This window comes from Arthrobacter sp. Ha26 (assembly GCF_059091705.1).
In genome coordinates, this window is the sequence record NZ_JBNHGX010000008.1 from 124,246 (window position 1) to 140,032 (window position 15,787).

At 64.7% G+C, this 15,787-nt stretch carries 14 protein-coding genes; 10 read left to right on the forward strand and 4 right to left on the reverse strand.

The genetic code is table 11. The features are described 5' to 3' along the window. Nucleotides 1-31: 31 nt before the first annotated feature. Nucleotides 32-1,315 carry a CapA family protein gene (locus AC5RVY_RS17445; protein ID WP_493955952.1) on the forward strand — a complete coding sequence of 428 codons (1,284 nt, stop codon included), beginning with the start codon at nucleotides 32-34 and terminating at the stop codon, nucleotides 1,313-1,315. A 52-nt stretch (nucleotides 1,316-1,367) separates the two neighbouring features. Here AC5RVY_RS17445 and AC5RVY_RS17450 read toward each other — a convergent pair whose 3' ends face one another. Further along, nucleotides 1,368-2,120 (reverse strand): type 1 glutamine amidotransferase, encoded by a 753-nt coding sequence (locus tag AC5RVY_RS17450; protein ID WP_493955953.1) that lies wholly within the window; start codon nucleotides 2,118-2,120, stop codon nucleotides 1,368-1,370. Further along, entirely contained in the window at nucleotides 2,117-3,409 is a 1,293-nt protein-coding gene (locus tag AC5RVY_RS17455) for a MurT ligase domain-containing protein (RefSeq protein WP_493955954.1), read from the reverse strand. Before AC5RVY_RS17455 ends, AC5RVY_RS17450 begins: the two co-directional genes overlap by 4 nt. Nucleotides 3,410-3,499: 90 nt before the next feature. Here AC5RVY_RS17455 and pdxT point away from each other — a divergent pair, with 90 nt between their 5' ends. From pdxT to AC5RVY_RS17500, 9 genes are all read left to right on the forward strand, one after another. Then, nucleotides 3,500-4,210, forward strand: coding sequence for a pyridoxal 5'-phosphate synthase glutaminase subunit PdxT (pdxT, locus tag AC5RVY_RS17460; protein WP_493955955.1), 711 nt, complete (start codon nucleotides 3,500-3,502; stop codon nucleotides 4,208-4,210). A gap of 3 nt (nucleotides 4,211-4,213) precedes the next feature. Then, the gene (locus AC5RVY_RS17465; protein WP_493955956.1) at nucleotides 4,214-4,969 is read left to right on the forward strand and encodes a YebC/PmpR family DNA-binding transcriptional regulator; all 756 of its coding nucleotides are present in this window, start codon (nucleotides 4,214-4,216) and stop codon (nucleotides 4,967-4,969) included. Between the two features lie 9 nt (nucleotides 4,970-4,978). After that, nucleotides 4,979-5,557, forward strand: coding sequence for a crossover junction endodeoxyribonuclease RuvC (gene ruvC / locus AC5RVY_RS17470; protein WP_493955957.1), 579 nt, complete (start codon nucleotides 4,979-4,981; stop codon nucleotides 5,555-5,557). Nucleotides 5,558-5,656: 99 nt separating this feature from the next. Then, entirely contained in the window at nucleotides 5,657-6,301 is a 645-nt protein-coding gene (ruvA, locus tag AC5RVY_RS17475) for a Holliday junction branch migration protein RuvA (protein WP_493955958.1), read from the forward strand. Continuing rightward, a complete protein-coding gene (gene ruvB, locus AC5RVY_RS17480; protein WP_493955959.1) occupies nucleotides 6,294-7,382 on the forward strand; it encodes a Holliday junction branch migration DNA helicase RuvB in 1,089 nt (362 codons plus the stop codon). Before ruvA ends, ruvB begins: the two co-directional genes overlap by 8 nt. A 211-nt stretch (nucleotides 7,383-7,593) precedes the next feature. Then, nucleotides 7,594-8,004: a preprotein translocase subunit YajC gene (gene yajC / locus AC5RVY_RS17485; RefSeq protein ID WP_493955960.1), complete on the forward strand. Its 411-nt coding sequence runs from the start codon at nucleotides 7,594-7,596 to the stop codon at nucleotides 8,002-8,004. Between the two features lie 102 nt (nucleotides 8,005-8,106). Then, nucleotides 8,107-9,867 carry a protein translocase subunit SecD gene (secD, locus tag AC5RVY_RS17490; RefSeq protein ID WP_493955961.1) on the forward strand — a complete coding sequence of 587 codons (1,761 nt, stop codon included), beginning with the start codon at nucleotides 8,107-8,109 and terminating at the stop codon, nucleotides 9,865-9,867. Then, nucleotides 9,867-10,883, forward strand: coding sequence for a protein translocase subunit SecF (gene secF / locus AC5RVY_RS17495; RefSeq protein ID WP_493955962.1), 1,017 nt, complete (start codon nucleotides 9,867-9,869; stop codon nucleotides 10,881-10,883). The genes secD and secF overlap by 1 nt, the downstream gene beginning before the upstream one ends. Nucleotides 10,884-11,028: 145 nt before the next feature. Then, nucleotides 11,029-13,419: a RelA/SpoT family protein gene (locus tag AC5RVY_RS17500; RefSeq protein ID WP_493955963.1), complete on the forward strand. Its 2,391-nt coding sequence runs from the start codon at nucleotides 11,029-11,031 to the stop codon at nucleotides 13,417-13,419. Here the strand turns inward: AC5RVY_RS17500 and AC5RVY_RS17505 are convergent. Together AC5RVY_RS17505 and AC5RVY_RS17510 are read right to left on the reverse strand one after the other, a co-directional pair. Next, nucleotides 13,300-14,037, reverse strand: a complete 738-nt coding sequence (locus tag AC5RVY_RS17505) for a type IV toxin-antitoxin system AbiEi family antitoxin (RefSeq protein WP_493955964.1) — start codon at nucleotides 14,035-14,037, stop codon at nucleotides 13,300-13,302. The genes AC5RVY_RS17500 and AC5RVY_RS17505 overlap by 120 nt on opposite strands. 99 nt (nucleotides 14,038-14,136) lie before the next feature. Then, entirely contained in the window at nucleotides 14,137-15,738 is a 1,602-nt protein-coding gene (locus AC5RVY_RS17510) for a DUF349 domain-containing protein (protein WP_493955965.1), read from the reverse strand. Nucleotides 15,739-15,787 lie beyond the last annotated feature (49 nt).

Consider the following 15,787-nt stretch of genomic DNA (forward strand, 5'->3'; position numbering starts at 1 on the left):
TAGCCGGACGGCGGTCCCTACAATGACGGCTATGGGGATAAGTTGGGGCGGGGTCGCCGCGCGCGCCGGCGCCACCCTCTGCGCACTGTTCGCCGCTGTTGCGCTGGCAGGCTGCGGCTTGGTGGCCGAACAGAACGGACAGACTCCCAAGCCAGCCGTTTCCGGTTCCAGCCTTGCGGGTTCCGGCGCGCCAGTTCAGACCACAGCGCCAGGCCAGGCCACGGCGCCGCCGGCCACCCCCACGCCGATGCCTACTCCTGGAAACGGCCCGGCCTGCCCGGTAGTGCGGTGCACATCCGTTCTGGTCACGGGGGACATGCTGGTCCACAACCAGCTGTGGCAGCAGGCGCAGCAGGATGCCGCCGCAGCGGGCAAACCCGGGTTCGACTTTGTGCCGCTGCTGGAAGGACAACGCCGGTATATCAACCAAAGCGACCTCGCCATCTGCCACCAGGAAACACCCGTTGCAGGTCCGGACGGCCCGTTCTCGGGATATCCGTCCTTCAACGTTCCGCCGCAGATCATCCAAGCGTCGAAGAATGTGGGCTACCAGGCATGCACCACCGCAAGCAACCACACCATCGACCGCGGCACCGACGGACTGCTGCGCACCCTCGATACGCTGGACGCGGCAGGCCTCAAGCACACGGGTTCCTACCGGACCGAAAATGAGTCCCATGGCATCCTCATCATGCAGACGCCAGCCGCGAAAGTGGCCATCATTGAAGCTGCCTACGGGCTGAACGGACTGGCCCCGGACTACCCGTGGCAGGTGGACATGCTGGACGCCCCGGCCATGATCGCCAAGGCAGTGAAGGCCCGGGAACTCGGCGCGGACATCGTCCTGGGTGCCATGCACGCCGGTGAGGAGTACGCCAGCGAACCGAACGCCCAACAGCAGGAGGTTGCGCACGCCCTGGTGGACAGCGGCCAGTTCAACCTGATCTACGGGCACCACACCCACTCGGTGTTGCCCATCGAAAACTACAAAGACACCTGGATCGTGTACGGCCTGGGCAACGGCATCACCGAACTGTCGCCGTGGTACGTGGTCAACAACGAGGGCCTGCTGGTCCGGGTCCAGTTCGGCCAGGACGACGCCGGGAAGTGGAGGGCCACCGACCTCGCCTGGGCGCCGTCGGTCATTGTCCGCGATCCCTACCGCTGGTGTTCAGTAGCTGCCGATGCGCCGCAGGGCCCCTGCGCGGGCGCGGAAGCGGACACTGCCACCAGGCAGCGCACCATAGGCGTGGTGGAGTCGCGCGGAGCGGCGGCGGCCGGTGCCCACGAGCTCCTGATCACCCGCGAACCCTGAGCCTTCGGCGGCAAGGGAAGTGCCGGCGTCGGCCGTTTGGACCTAAGCCGGATCAGCGCGGACGGCGGGCGGCATGTTCCCTGGCGAGCTCCGCAAAACGGTCATCCGGCTGTCCCGGTTCGAACGTCCCGAACTTCCGTCCGGCGGCCGTCCGGATCAGGAAGTCCGCAATCGCCGGGTTCTTCGGCAGCAGTGATCCGTGCAGGTAGCTCGCCACGACGTTGCGGTACCGGGCGCCTTCATGGCCGTCGCTGCTGTTGTTTCCCGTGCCCTTGGGAACGGTGCCGAGGGGACGCACTCCATTGCCGAGCTTGGTCTGGCCGCTGTGGTTTTCATAGCCAAGCACTTCGCCGAACTCGCTCGTGGCCACCTTGACGTTGCCGATGAGCCGTTCGTCCGTACCGTGCGTTTCCACGTCCAGGACGCTGATGCCGGGGATGACGGCGCCGGTACGCGTCTTGAAGAAGTGGCCGAACAGTTGGTACAGCCCGCAGATGACCAGCATCGGGGCGCCGTCCTCTGCGAGGTCCTTCAGGGTGGCGGCCCGCGCCTGCAGGTCGTCCTGGATGACCAGCTGTCCGCTGTCCTGGCCGCCGCCGCCCAGGATGATGTCCACGTCAGCGGGGAATGGATCGCCCACGTTGTATTCGAGCAGCTCCGGGGTGTAGCCGTGCCAGCGGAGCCGCTGCTGCAGGACCAGGGCGTTGCCCCAGTCGCCGTAAATGTTCATGTCCCGCGGATACAGCTGCACCACTCGGATGGTGCCCTTGCTCCCGGTTGCGGAATCAGCGCCTGCCTGGCTCAAGAGACAACCTCCACGGTGGTGATTTTGGACAGCTCGCGGCGGATCGCCAACATGGCGGTATAGGTGCAGAATATGCGTTTGGGCTTGTCAGGGGCTTCCCTGATGAACGCTGCGAGGGCGGGCGCAATATCGGTCTCCACCGAGCCGATCGGAACGTCGTCGTACTGCAGGCGCAGCGCCATGTCATAGGCCCGCGATCCGCTCACCTGGTCCACTCCGCCTTCACGCAGCGAGTCGAATTCCACGTCCCACAGCCAGGACATGTCCCGACCGTCGGCGTAATTGTCGTTGATGGCGATCATCGTGGCGTAGCCGGCCGCCGGAAAAGACTTCAGCCCCAGCCGGAAGCCGCTCGGGTTCTTCACGAGAACGAGGTCCAGCGGCTGACCGTCCACTGTCAGGCTCTCCCCGCGGCCAAAGGCCGGCTCAACCCGGGAGAGTGCCTCGAGCAGGGTGGCGTGGTCCGCGGTGGCCGCGCCGCCGCCGCAAATGCTGCGCGCAAGCGTCAGTGCGGCCGCCGCGTTGAAGATGTTGTAGACGCCCCGCAGCTTCATGCCGGTGGTGACTGTGCCGCCGTCGTATTCAAACTCGGCGCTGTCGGCACCCACCTTGCGGAGCACGACGTCGGCTGCGGGCTTCTCCGGCAGTCCCGCCGGTGCGGGGCTTCCGGGAGCGGCGCGCATGTCGTCGTCGTTGGGGAAAGTGCCCAGCAGGGAATCGTCCAGGCCGAAGTATTTGACGTCCTGCCCCGTCAGCGTGGCAGCAATCCGGGCAACGCGCGGATCCTCACGGTTGAGCACCACGGTCCCGGTGGTTTTGGCCGCGATGTGCTGGAGCAGCTGCGCTGTCTTGTCGATCTCGCCGAAACGGTCCAGCTGGTCGCGGAGGACGTTAAGGAGCAGGCAGTACCGCGGGGGCACACTGTTGACGAAATGGACGGCGTGGGCCTCGTCCAGTTCCAGGACCGCGACGTCGGCGTCGAGCCGGCCGCGCCAGTCCACCTCGCCGAGGAGGGCCGCGGCCACGCCGCGGGTGAAATTGCTGCCAGTGCGGTTGGTGAAAACCTTCAGCCCCTGGCTTTCCAGCAGTTCCACCACCATCTTGGTGGTGGTCGTTTTCCCGTTGGTTCCGCTGACCACGGCAACGCCGTGGGGGAGGGTGCTGAGTGTCCGTCGCATGAAGCCGGGATCGATTTTTTCGACCACCAGCCCGGGAAAGGCAGACCCGCCGCCGCGGAGCCGGGAGGCCCGGCGGACCAGTTTGCCGAGCGGAACACTGAAGGAGAACATGCTTCGAATATATCCCAGCAAAGGCATACAGCTGCTGCGTGGGAGCGCCGTGCGGGCGGCCGGAAAGCGATGGCCCCTTATGCTGGATGGATGACAAATTCCCTTCCAGCGGCTTCTGCGCGCGTGGGTTCCGGACTGCGGGTGGGCGTGCTGGCGCTCCAGGGTGACTTCCGCGAACACCTCCGCGCCATCGAAGAAACAGGCGCGGAAGGTGTGGCAATCCGCCGTCCAAAGGAACTGGACGGGTTGGATGGCCTGATAATTCCGGGCGGTGAATCCACGGCCATCGATAAGCTGGCACGCGCCTTCGAGCTGGCCGGGCCGCTCAAGGAACGCATCGGCGAAGGGCTTCCGGTGTACGGTTCCTGCGCGGGAATGATACTGCTGGCCTCCGATATCGCCGATCCTGCAACGGACCTGTCCGGCGCACCCCAGCAGACGTTCGGCGGGCTGGACATCACCGTGCGCCGCAACGCGTTCGGCCGGCAGCGCGAGTCATTCGAGACGGACCTGGACTTTAAGGGACTGGATTTCAGTGCCACGGAATCCGGCGTTCCTCCCGTCCACGCCGTCTTCATCCGCGGGCCCTGGGTGGAGCGGACAGGACCGGACGTGGAAATCCTGGCGCAAGTTGAACCGGCCGATCCTGAGCATGCATCCCACGCGGCCCCGCTGCCGGGGACGGCTAGAATTGTTGCAGTGCGTTCAGGCCACCTGCTGGCCACCTCCTTCCACCCCGAAGTGACGGGGGAGAAACGCGTACACGAACTTTTTATCCGCATGATCAGAGGAGAAGCGTAAAGCATGTCAGGCCACTCCAAATGGGCGACGACCAAGCACAAAAAGGCGATCATTGACAGCCGCCGCGCAAAGTCGTTCGCCAAGCTGATCAAGAACATCGAAGTTGCCGCCCGCATGGGTGGGCCGGACCTCGCCGGCAACCCCGGCCTGGAACTGGCCGTGACCAAGGCGAAGAAGACCTCCGTTCCCAACGACAACATCGACCGCGCCATCAAGCGCGGCGCCGGCCTCACCGGCGAAGTGGTGGACTACACCGAGATCATGTACGAAGCCCGTGGCCCGCAGGGCTCCGCGCTGCTGGTCGAGTGCCTCACGGACAACAAAAACCGTGCTGCCTCCGAGGTGCGCCTGGCCATTTCACGCAACGGCGGCACCATCGCCGATCCCGGCTCCGTCAGCTACCTGTTCGCGCGCAAGGGCGTTGTCACCCTGCCCAAGAACGGCCTCAGCGAGGACGACGTCCTGATGGCAGTCCTGGACGCCGGCGCGGAGGAAGTCAAGGACAACGGCGAGACCTTCGAAATCCACTCGGAACCTGGTGACCTGCAGGCCATCCGTGACGCACTCAAGGAAGCCGGCATCGAGTACGACACTGACGAGGTGGAGTTTGTCCCCTCCATGCAGGTGGAGCTCGACGTGGACGGTGCCCGCAAGTTCCTCAAGCTCGCCGATGCCCTCGAAGACCTCGACGACGTCCAGAACGTCTACAGCAACGCCGACCTCAGCGACGAAGTCCAGGCCGCCCTGGAATCCGACTGACGTCCGGCGGTGACGCTGCGCGTACTCGGCGTTGACCCGGGGCTGACCCGATGCGGAATCGGCGTGGTGGACGTTGAAAGGAACCGGCGGGCCACCATGGTGGCTGTCGGTGTGGTGGGCACCTCGCCGGAGGAAACCCTGGACCAGCGCCTCCTGGTGATTGCCCTGGCCATTGACGAATGGCTGGACCGCTACGAGCCCCAGGTGCTCGCCGTCGAACGCGTCTTTTCCCAGCTCAACGTGAGCACCGTGATGGGGGTCGCCCAGGCGTCCGGAGTGGTGATTGCCGCCGCAGCGCGCCGCGGAATCCCGGTGGCGCTGCACACGCCGTCGGAAGTCAAGGCAGCCGTCACCGGCAGCGGCTCATCCAATAAGGACGCGGTGACCAAGCTGGTCACCAAGATCCTCCGGCTGGACGCCCCGCCGCGCCCGGCCGACGCCGCCGACGCCCTGGCCCTCGCCATCACCCACGCCTGGCGGGCAGGCAGCGGCGCAGCAATTGCCACCACAGGGCCCGGCAGCTCTTCGCTGACCCCGGCGCAAAAAGCATGGGCCGACGCTGAAGCCAAGGTGCGGCGCGCCCGCTGATTGTCCTGGCTGCTTGCTAGGGTATTCGTAGATATGTTCGGATAACCGGTCCTGCCCTCTTTCCAGGTGGCAGCCCGGCAGTACACCAGGAGCCAGGCCTTGATCAGTTTCCTTCGCGGAACCGTAGCCCACGTAGGCCTGTCCACGGCCGTGATCGACCTCAACGGTGCGGGAATGAGTGTTAACGCTACGCCACAGACCCTCAGCAGGCTCCGTACGGGGGAGGAGGGGCAGCTCTTCACGTCGCTGATTGTGCGGGAGGACTCACTCACGCTTTTCGGCTTCGCGTCCGACGACGAGCGTGAGGTTTTCGACATCCTGCTCAGTGTCAGCGGGGTTGGCCCCCGGCTGGCGCTGGCTGTTCTTGCCGTGCATGATCCCGAGGCCATCCGGGTGGCCGCGCACACGGGCGACAGTAAAACCTTCACCAAAGTGCCCGGCATTGGTCCCAAAGTGGCCGGCCGGATTGTCCTGGAGCTCGCCGGGAAACTGGTGCCGCACGGTACTGCCGGTACGCCCGGTGCACCAACTGCAGCCGAAGCCGCGTGGAAGCCGCAGGTGGTGGCCGCGCTGGCAAGCCTCGGCTGGTCCGAGAAGGACGCCTCCGCCAGCATCGACAAAGCATTGGCTGACGATCCCGAAGTTTCCTTCCGCGGCAACGTGCCCGAAATCCTGCGGACTACCCTCCGGTGGCTCGGCCAGGACGGAGCGCGTGCCGGAAACCGCGTAGGCAGCCGTGGCTGAACCATCCCTGGTGGCCGCAGGGGAAGAGCCGGAAGAGCGGGCCATCGAGGCCGCCCTCCGGCCCAAGAACCTGGACGACTTTGTTGGCCAGCACCGCGTGCGGAAACAGCTGTCGCTGGTGCTGCAGGCCTCCCGCATGCGCGGCCGCAGTGCTGACCACGTGCTGTTCTCCGGCCCTCCCGGACTCGGCAAGACAACACTGGCCATGATTGTGGCGTCGGAGATGAACGCGCCGCTGCGGATCAGCAGTGGCCCTGCCATCCAGCACGCCGGGGACCTCGCCGCCATTCTTTCCTCCTTGTCCGAGGGCGAAGTCTTGTTCCTGGACGAAATCCACCGCATGTCCCGGCCGGCCGAAGAGATGCTCTACATGGCCATGGAGGACTTCCGGGTGGACATCGTGGTGGGTAAAGGAGCCGGTGCCACGGCTATTCCCCTCGAACTGCCTCCCTTCACCCTCGTCGGCGCCACCACCCGGGCCGGCCTGTTGCCGGGACCCCTGCGGGACCGGTTCGGCTTCACCGGGCACCTGGAGTTCTACTCGGTTGCCGAGCTTGAGCTTGTCCTGCGGCGCTCCGCCGGGCTGCTGGACCTGAAGGTCAACTCCGCGGGCTTCAGTGAGATCGCGGGCCGGTCCCGGGGCACGCCCCGTATCGCCAACAGGCTGCTGCGGCGTGTACGTGACTGGGCGCTGGTGCACGGCATTGAACAGATTGACGCGCGGGCTGCGTCCGCAGCCCTGGACATGTACGAAGTGGATAAGAAGGGCCTGGACCGGCTCGACCGGTCAGTCCTGGAAGCACTGATCACCAAATTCGGCGGCGGCCCTGTGGGCTTGTCCACCCTGGCTATCGCCGTGGGCGAGGAGACGGAGACCGTGGAAACGGTGGCCGAACCCTTCCTGGTGCGCGAGGGGCTGCTGGGACGAACTCCGCGGGGCAGGATCGCGATGGCTCCGGCCTGGACCCACCTTGGCTATGCCGTCCCGTCAGGAGTGTTCGGTCAGGAGCCGCTGGACCTGTTCGATGTTGAGGGAGACGACGGCGACGGCACCGACAACTGGGCCCCGCAAAGCCAATAACAGGCTCCCTTCAGCTTTTCCCTTTAGACTGGTATGACGCTCGGCACGTTCGGGTCTTTGTTTCGTGGGCTGCATCAGTTGCCTGCGTCGCTGGGGAAGGAACCCGTCAGGCCTCTGCCTGCCGGTCAGTTCTGCCCCGGCCGGAGCGAAGCCGATGTTGCTGGAAAAATCAGCTAGGCAAATAATAAGGACGGAATTCCCCTTGGATCCAATGTCAATTCTCCTGTTCGTCATGCTCGGCGTGTTCATCTTCATGATGTTCCGCCGCAACAAGAAGACGCAGCAGCAGCAGGCGGAGCTCCAGTCGAAGTTCGGCCCGGGCGTGGAAGTCATGACCAGCTTCGGGCTCTACGGCCGGATCCTGGACATCGATGAGGCCGAGAACAAGGTCACCCTTGAGCTTTCCCCGGGCAACACCGCCACGGTTCACCGCCAGGCTGTCACCAAGATCGTTGAGCCCGCCACGGTACCGGAGGCGGCTTCGCCCGCTGTCCCGGATGATGCATCGTCCATCACCGGGCAGGAAATCAGCCCACAGGAGACCACTGCTCCGGTGCAGCCGGCCGAGACTCCGGAAGAGACCCTGAAGCGCCTCAATGATGAGGGCAAGAAGGACAGCTAGTCCGCGTCAGCGCTTTTCAACACTTCGACGGCTGTGGAACGCCGCCGGTGCCGGCATCACCCGGCCCCGGCGGTTCGTCCGTGAATAAGAGAAAGATCAACAATGGCACGAACTGGCCCCAAGAAACCAGGCCTCAGGGTACTGGTCTGGCTCGGCGTCATCATCGTCGCGCTGACAGCTGTCCTTGCCGGCGGCACCATGGCCGGGAAGGCAAGCTGGGCGCCCAAGCTGGCCCTGGACCTCGAAGGCGGCACCCAGATGATCCTGGCGCCCAAGGTTGAGGGCGGCTCGGACATCAATGAAGAACAGCTCAACCAGGCTGTGGCGATCATCCGCCAGCGTGTGGACGGCTCCGGCGTCGCCGAAGCCGAAATCAGCACCCAGTCCGGGCGCAACGTGGTGGTGAGCCTTCCAGGTACCCCCTCAAGCCAGACCCGCGACCTGATCCAGGCATCCGCTGACATGAACTTCCGCCCCGTCCTGCTCAACGGAGCGGGCGCGCCCGTCCCGGAAGAGTCGCGGGCCCCTGAGGACCAGCTGCCCAAGCCGACGGCGGAACCCGCCAACAGCAGTGACACCAACTGGATCACGCCGGAAATTTACCGCCAGTTCGAAGCCCTGGACTGCGACAACCCGTCCCAGGACGAGCAGGAACGCTCAGACCCGGCCAAGCCGCTGGTGACCTGCGAGCCCGCGTCCGGCACCAACCCCGCAATCAAGTACATCCTTGGACCGGTGGAGGTCAAGGGCAGCAACATCGTCACTTCCTCCTTCCAGCTCCAGCAGGGCGCACAGGGTGCCGTCACCAACGAATGGGCCGTCAACATCCAGTTCGACGGCGAAGGCACGGCCAAGTTCAAAGAGGTCACCGAACGCCTGAACCAGTTCTACGTTGCTGCCGGCGGGGAATCGGGCAACGACCCCAAGGCACAGTTCGCCATTGTGTTGGATGACCAGGTCATCTCTGCCCCCCGGTCACTTGCCGTCATCACCGATGGCCGGCCGCAGATCACCGGCGGCTTTACGGAACAGACAGCGAAGGCCTTGTCTGACCAGCTGCGGTTCGGCGCACTGCCCATCAGCTTCGAAATCCAGAGCGAGCAGCAGATTTCCGCCACCCTCGGCGGCGAGCAGCTGCGCATGGGTCTGCTCGCCGGCCTGATCGGCCTGCTGCTGGTGGTGGTCTACTCGCTGTTCCAGTATCGGGCCCTGGGCTTTGTGACCATTGCCTCGCTGGTGGTGGCCGGCATCCTCACCTATCTGGCAATCGCCATCCTGGGCTGGACCGAAAACTACCGGCTCTCGCTGGCAGGCGTGGCCGGCATCATCGTGGCGATCGGCCAGACGGCGGACTCGTTCATCGTCTACTTCGAACGCATCCGTGACGAGCTGCGTGAGGGCCGCGGACTGGTGTCCGCCGTCGAAAACGGCTGGAAGCGCGCCAAGCGTACTGTTCTTGCCTCCAAGGCCGTCAACCTCCTCGCCGCGTTGGTCCTCTACTTTGTGGCCGTCGGCAACGTGCGCGGCTTCGCCTTCACCCTGGGCCTGACCGCCATCGCCGACCTCATCGTGGTCTTTATGTTCACGCACCCCACGCTGCAGCTGCTGGCACGCACCCGGTTCTTTGGTGAGGGGCACCGGTTCTCCGGCCTCGATCCCAAGCGGCTGGGCGCCATTCCGCTGTACCGTGGCGCAGGCCGCGTCCGGACCCCCGAGGACCGGCCCGCCGTCGCTGTCCGTGCCAAGAATGCAGGCGCCACGGCCGAGGCGGAACGCAGGATGACCATCGCCGAACGCCGCCTGGCGCAGAAGCAGGAGCAGCTGGCAGGCTCCTCGAAGTCTGCAGCGAAGGAGAACAAGTAATGCCAAGCTTCGCGAATTTCGGTAATGAGCTCTACACCGGCAAGCGCTCCTACAACTTCGTAGGGGCCAAAAAGATCTGGTTCATCATCGCGGCCGTAGCCGTTGCCCTGTCCATCCTCATCCCGGTGGCAAAGGGCGGCTTCAACCTCGGCATCGAATTCCGCGGCGGGTCCGAGTTCACGGTCTCCAACGTCAAGACCACGGATGCCACCGTGGGCGAGAAGGCCGTCACCGACGTGGTGGCGGGCAGCGTCCCGCGCGTCGCCAACGTGGCCGGGACCACCATGCGGATCCAGACCGACAAACTTTCCGACGATGAAACCCTTCGCATCAAGGAGGGACTGACCACAGCCTATGGAGTCACTGACAACGAAGTGACCTCGACGTTTGTGGGACCCACGTGGGGCGCTGACGTCACCAAGCAGGCACTGATCGGCCTGGTGGTCTTTGTGCTCCTTGCCGCCGTGCTGATGGCGCTCTACTTCCGCACGTGGAAAATGTCGCTCTCCGCTATCGCAGGCATGGTGGTGACCATGTTCGTGACTGCCGGGGTTTACGCCCTGAGCGATTTCGAAGTGACGCCGTCAGCCATTATCGGATTCCTGACCGTCCTGAGCTACTCCCTCTACGACACCGTGGTGGTGTTCGACAAGATCCGTGAGAACACGGCCGAGATCGACGCGTCAACGCGGCGCACCTTCGGGGAGGAAGTCAACCTGGCAGTGAACCAGACCCTGGTCCGCTCGATCAACACCATGATGGTGGCCATCCTCCCGGTTGGCGCCATCCTGTTCATCGGTGCCGGCCTCCTGGGTGCGGGAACACTGCGGGACCTCTCGCTTGCGCTGTTCGTTGGCATCCTGATCGGCACAGCGGCCACCATTTTCGTCGCCGCTCCGATGTACGCCTGGCTGCGCCAGAACGAGCCGGACCTCGTCAAGCAGGCCAAGCGTGTTGAGCAGCGCCGGGCAACGGCGGAGCGCTCCGCTGCTCCCGTGGAGCCGGCAAAGGCCTAGTCCTTTTTGTACCGGCCGTTTGTATGGGCCGGGCGGCGTCAGAACCCTGATGCCGTCCGGCCCATGCTGTTTTAAGCACCGGTTATAAAACTCACCGCGCTGAGGAATAGACTGGGGTAATTAAACGGTCATGAGGGGTGCTTCATTGGAAGAACGTTCTGCGTCGGCGCCGACGGCACAAGGAGATCAGGGTCCGGCCGGTGTGCAGACCGGCACGGCTGCTTCCGCGCGCGCAGGTTCGTTGGTCCCCGTGGACAACTCCGGTTCCCGTCCCACCTTCCCCGGCCGGCGGGAACGCACCAGGTCCCGGCTCGCCCGGCTGACGGGCCGCAGTGCAGCCAACTACTCGCCCATCCTGGAGCCGTTGCTGAGGACCGTCAGGGCCAACAATCCCAAAGAGGATTTTGACCTCATCCAGCGTGCGTTCGACGTCGCAGAACAGAGCCACCGCGGACAGAAACGCAAGAGCGGTGATCCCTACATCACGCACCCGGTGGCGGTGGCCACCATCCTCGCCGAACTGGGCTTAAGCGGGACCACGCTGGCAGCAGCCCTCCTGCATGACACCGTCGAGGACACTCCGTACACGCTTGCCGACCTGAAGCGGGACTTCGGCCCGGAAGTCGCGATGCTGGTGGACGGGGTCACCAAGCTGGACAAGGTCAGCTTCGGCGAAGCCGCCCAGTCAGAGACAGTCCGCAAGATGGTCGTGGCCATGGCCAAGGACATCCGGGTGCTGATGATCAAACTTGCCGACCGGCTCCATAACGCCCGCACCTGGCGGTTTGTCTCCCCCGAATCCTCCGCGCGCAAGGCCCGGGAAACCTTGGAAATCTTTGCTCCGCTGGCGCACCGGCTGGGCATGAACACCATCAAGTGGGAACTCGAGGACCTGTCCTTCGCGGCACTGTACCCCAAGGTGTACGAGGAGATCGTCCGCATGGTGGGGGACCGGACCCCGGAGCGCGAGAAGAGCCTGAGCGTCATCCGCGACCAGATCACCGAAGACCTCCGGACGGCCAAGATCAAGGCAACCATTACGGGCCGCCCCAAGCACTACTACTCGATTTACCAAAAAATGATTGTCCGCGACAAGGACTTCGACGACATCAACGACCTCATGGGTGTCCGTGTCCTGGTGGACTCAGTCCGTGACTGTTATGCAGCCCTGGGCACCATGCACTCGCGCTGGAACCCGCTGCCGGGCAGGTTCAAGGACTACATCGCGATGCCCAAGTTCAATATGTACCAGTCGCTGCACACCACAGTGATCGGCCCCGGGGGCAAGCCCGTGGAAATCCAGATCCGGACCCACGAGATGCACCGCCGGGCCGAGTACGGCGTGGCCGCGCACTGGAAGTACAAGGACCAGCCCAACCGGACCGCAGTGGGCCCCGGGAGCCCCCGCGACGGTGATATGGGCTGGCTGCGGTCCCTGGTGGACTGGCAGCAGGAAACCTCGGACCCGGGCGAATTCCTCGATTCCCTGCGCTTCGAGATCAATGCCCGCGAGGTGTTCGTCTTCACCCCCAAGGGTGAGGTCATGGCACTGCCGGCAGGGTCCACGCCGGTGGACTTCGCGTACGCCGTCCATACCGAAGTGGGACACCGCACCATCGGCGCGCGGGTCAACGGAAAGCTCGTTCCGCTCAACAGCGAGTTGAACCACGGCGACTGGGTGGAAATCTTCACATCGAAGGCCGAAGGAGCAGGGCCCAGCCAGGACTGGCAGCATTTTGTTAAGAGCGCCCGGGCCCGGAACAAGATCCGCCAGTGGTTCAGCAAGGAACGCCGCGAAGAAGCGATCGACCGCGGCAAGGAACTCCTGACCCGTGCGATGCGGAAGCAGAACCTTCCCCTGCAGCGCCTGATGACGCATGAGGCGCTGGCCGCCGTGGCGGAAGATTTCAAGTACGTGGACATCTCCGGCCTCTACGCCGGGGTGGGGGATGGGCACACCTCCGCGCAGGCGGTCATGGAAAAGCTCGTGGAGAGTCTGGGCGGCAACGAAAGTGCCGACGACGACATCAGCGAAGTCAGCATTCCTACGCAGGTTACGAAGGCACGGTTCTCCGATTCGGGGGTTGTTGTCCGCGGTGTCGGCGACGTCTGGGTGAAGCTGGCCCGCTGCTGTACTCCTGTTCCACCGGACCCGATTCTCGGCTTTGTCACCAGGGGCTCTGGCGTATCCGTGCACCGCACCGACTGCACCAACATCTCAGACCTGAAGGACCAGCCGGACCGGATCGTTGACGTGGACTGGGCGCCCACCCAGTCCAGCGTATTCCTCGTGGAAATCCAGGTTGAGGCGCTGGACCGGAAGTCGCTGCTGTCCGACGTCACACGTGTCCTGTCCGAAAACCATGTCAACATCCTGGCTGCCAGCGTCCATACGTCCAGTGACCGCGTTGCCATCTCAAAGTTCGCCTTTGAGATGGGGGACCCCAAGTACCTCCACCACGTCCTCAGTGCTGTCCGCCGGATCGACGGCGTCTTTGACGTCTACCGCACCACCGGGAACAAGCGCCGGAACTAACTGGGCGAGCTTTTCGAGTGCTGCTCTTTTATGGGGCACCCGCGGGCTCGCTTCTATCGCTAGAACCAGCAACCTCAGGCGCACATCGTTTTGCGGACGTGCCAGCAAACTTTCCAGGGTGGGGATGGCCCGTTCTGCCTCGACATGCAGGGCGACATCAAGTGCCGTCCGCAGGGGACTGGACACCATAAGGCCGCCCAAGCTGACCACGTCCAGGGGCCCGAGCTTCACCTCGTGCAAAGTGCAACCCCGCGTGTTGCGGAGACCGGAAACCCGGCGTTTGGCGTCCACCAACAGTGCCAAACGGTCCGGTTCACCGGCGCAGCCATAGATCCACGCCGCCGTCATGCGGCCAGCCACTACCCGCTGGCGGACCGCTGCTGGAACGGCCCCTGCCGCAGCCCGCGCCCGAAGTTGCGGCGTGGTGGTTGTTCCGGGCAGCGCATAGCCGTGCTGATGGAATCGTGTGAGGAGGCCGTCCGCGGCCAAGGACTGAAGCTCCGGGAAGGCAAACGGCATTCCCGGGGCATACAGCTCCGGGAAACGGGGTGCTGGCTCCGCCGTGGAGGAGTGATCCGGGCCGTGGGTGGCGGCCGGAGGGGCCGTTGGTATCGCCATCCACCCATCCTGCCCCGCCGCCCTTAACTGGCACAGGCCCGGTTCCGGTTATGTGGATAACCGGACCCGGGCCTGCACGGAAAACTCGCGGCAGAAATCCTAGGACAGTTCGCTGGCCGAGCGCTGGATCTGGTCCAGCCACGCCTGCCGCGCTTCCAGGGCTTCCTGGGCTGCCTTGATCCTGCGCTGGTCGCCGGTCTTCTCGGCTTTGGCCAGGTCGTCCTGGAGACCGGCGATGGCCGATTCCAGCTGCGAAAGGGCGCTGTTGGTGCGGGCCTTCCGCTCAGGGTTGGACCGCTGCCACTGCTCTTCCTCAGCATGGCGGACGGCGTCTTCCACCTTGCGCAGACCGGCCTCGACGCGGCCCATGTCCGCGCGTGGAACCTTGCCTGCCTCTTCCCAGCGGTCCCGGATGGACTGCAGGGCCTTTTTGGCAGCTGCCAGGTCCTTCACCGGGAGAATAGCGTTGGCCTCGGTCAGGAGGGCTTCCTTGACAGTGAGGTTCGACGCGTACTCCTGGTCGATCTCATCATTTGCTGCCTGACGTGCCGTGAAGAAGGCATCCTGGGCGGCGCGGAACCGGGCCCAGAGTGCGTCATCGTCCTTGCGGCTGGCGCGCGGGGAGGCCTTCCACTGGTCCATCAGGCGGCGGTACTCGGCGGCGGCGAAACCCCAGTCGGTGGAGGTGGACAGGGCTTCTGCTTCAGCGATCAGCTTTTCCTTGGCGGATTTCGCAGCGGAGTTGTTGCTGTCCAGCTGGGAGAAGTAGGCGCGGCGGTGGCGGTCGAAAACAGTGCGGGCGGCACGGAACCGCTTCCACAGGGAGTCTTCGTTGCTCCTGCCCAGTCGGACTCCGCTCTTCTGGGCGGTCTTCCAGCTCTCGAAAAGCTCGTTCATCCGGGCGCTGGAGGTTTTCCATTGCGTCTGGGCGGGATCCTGGCCGGAGATCTGCTCGGCTTCCGCCACGATCGCCTCGCGGGCAGCGAGTTCGGATGCGCGGATGGCGTCATGGTCCGCCTTCTCCGCCTTTTCAAGTTCCGTGATTTGCTCTGACAACTTATCGAGGCGCGCCTCGGCGGACCGAAGGTCTCCCACCATGTTGCGTTCGGCGAGCTGTTCGCGCAGGTGCGTGACGGTCTTTTGCATATCCGTGCTGGGAGCCTTGGAGCTGACCCGCTGCTCGAGCAGCACAATCTGGGCCACAATGTCGTCATACTTCCGGGCGAAGTACGCCAAGGCCTCGTCGTCACTGACGCCCGGGTACTGGCCGACTGGGTGCTCTGCGCCGTCGATGGTCAAAAAGACGTGTCCGTCGCCCTCAACGCGGCCCCACTTTGATGCTTCGGCCAGCGACGTTGCGGGCGCTGCGGGGACCGATGCGGCGGCGGGTGCAGCGGCCGGCTTAGGGCGGGAAGCGAAGGCTGCGGGGGACGGAGCGGGACGGGGCGCCGGTGCCGGAGTGCCGCTTGCCGGAGCACTGGCCTGCGGGGCCTCTGAGTCCTGGGCAGGGGTTTCCTGCACTGCGTTCTCCTGCGCCGGGCTTTCCTGCTCCGTGCTCTCGTTGGCAGCGCCTTCGGGGACGTTCTCCACGGGCGCTTCCGCTGCCGGGGTGCTGGCTGCAACTGATACTTCCTCGGCGGCTGGTGCCGCCGTTTCGGTCAGGTCTGTTGCTTGTTCGTCGGATTTCTGACTGTCTGTCACCGCTAAAAGTCTTTCGCTTGGAGGGAAATACTCAGGTCCTGCACCGCAG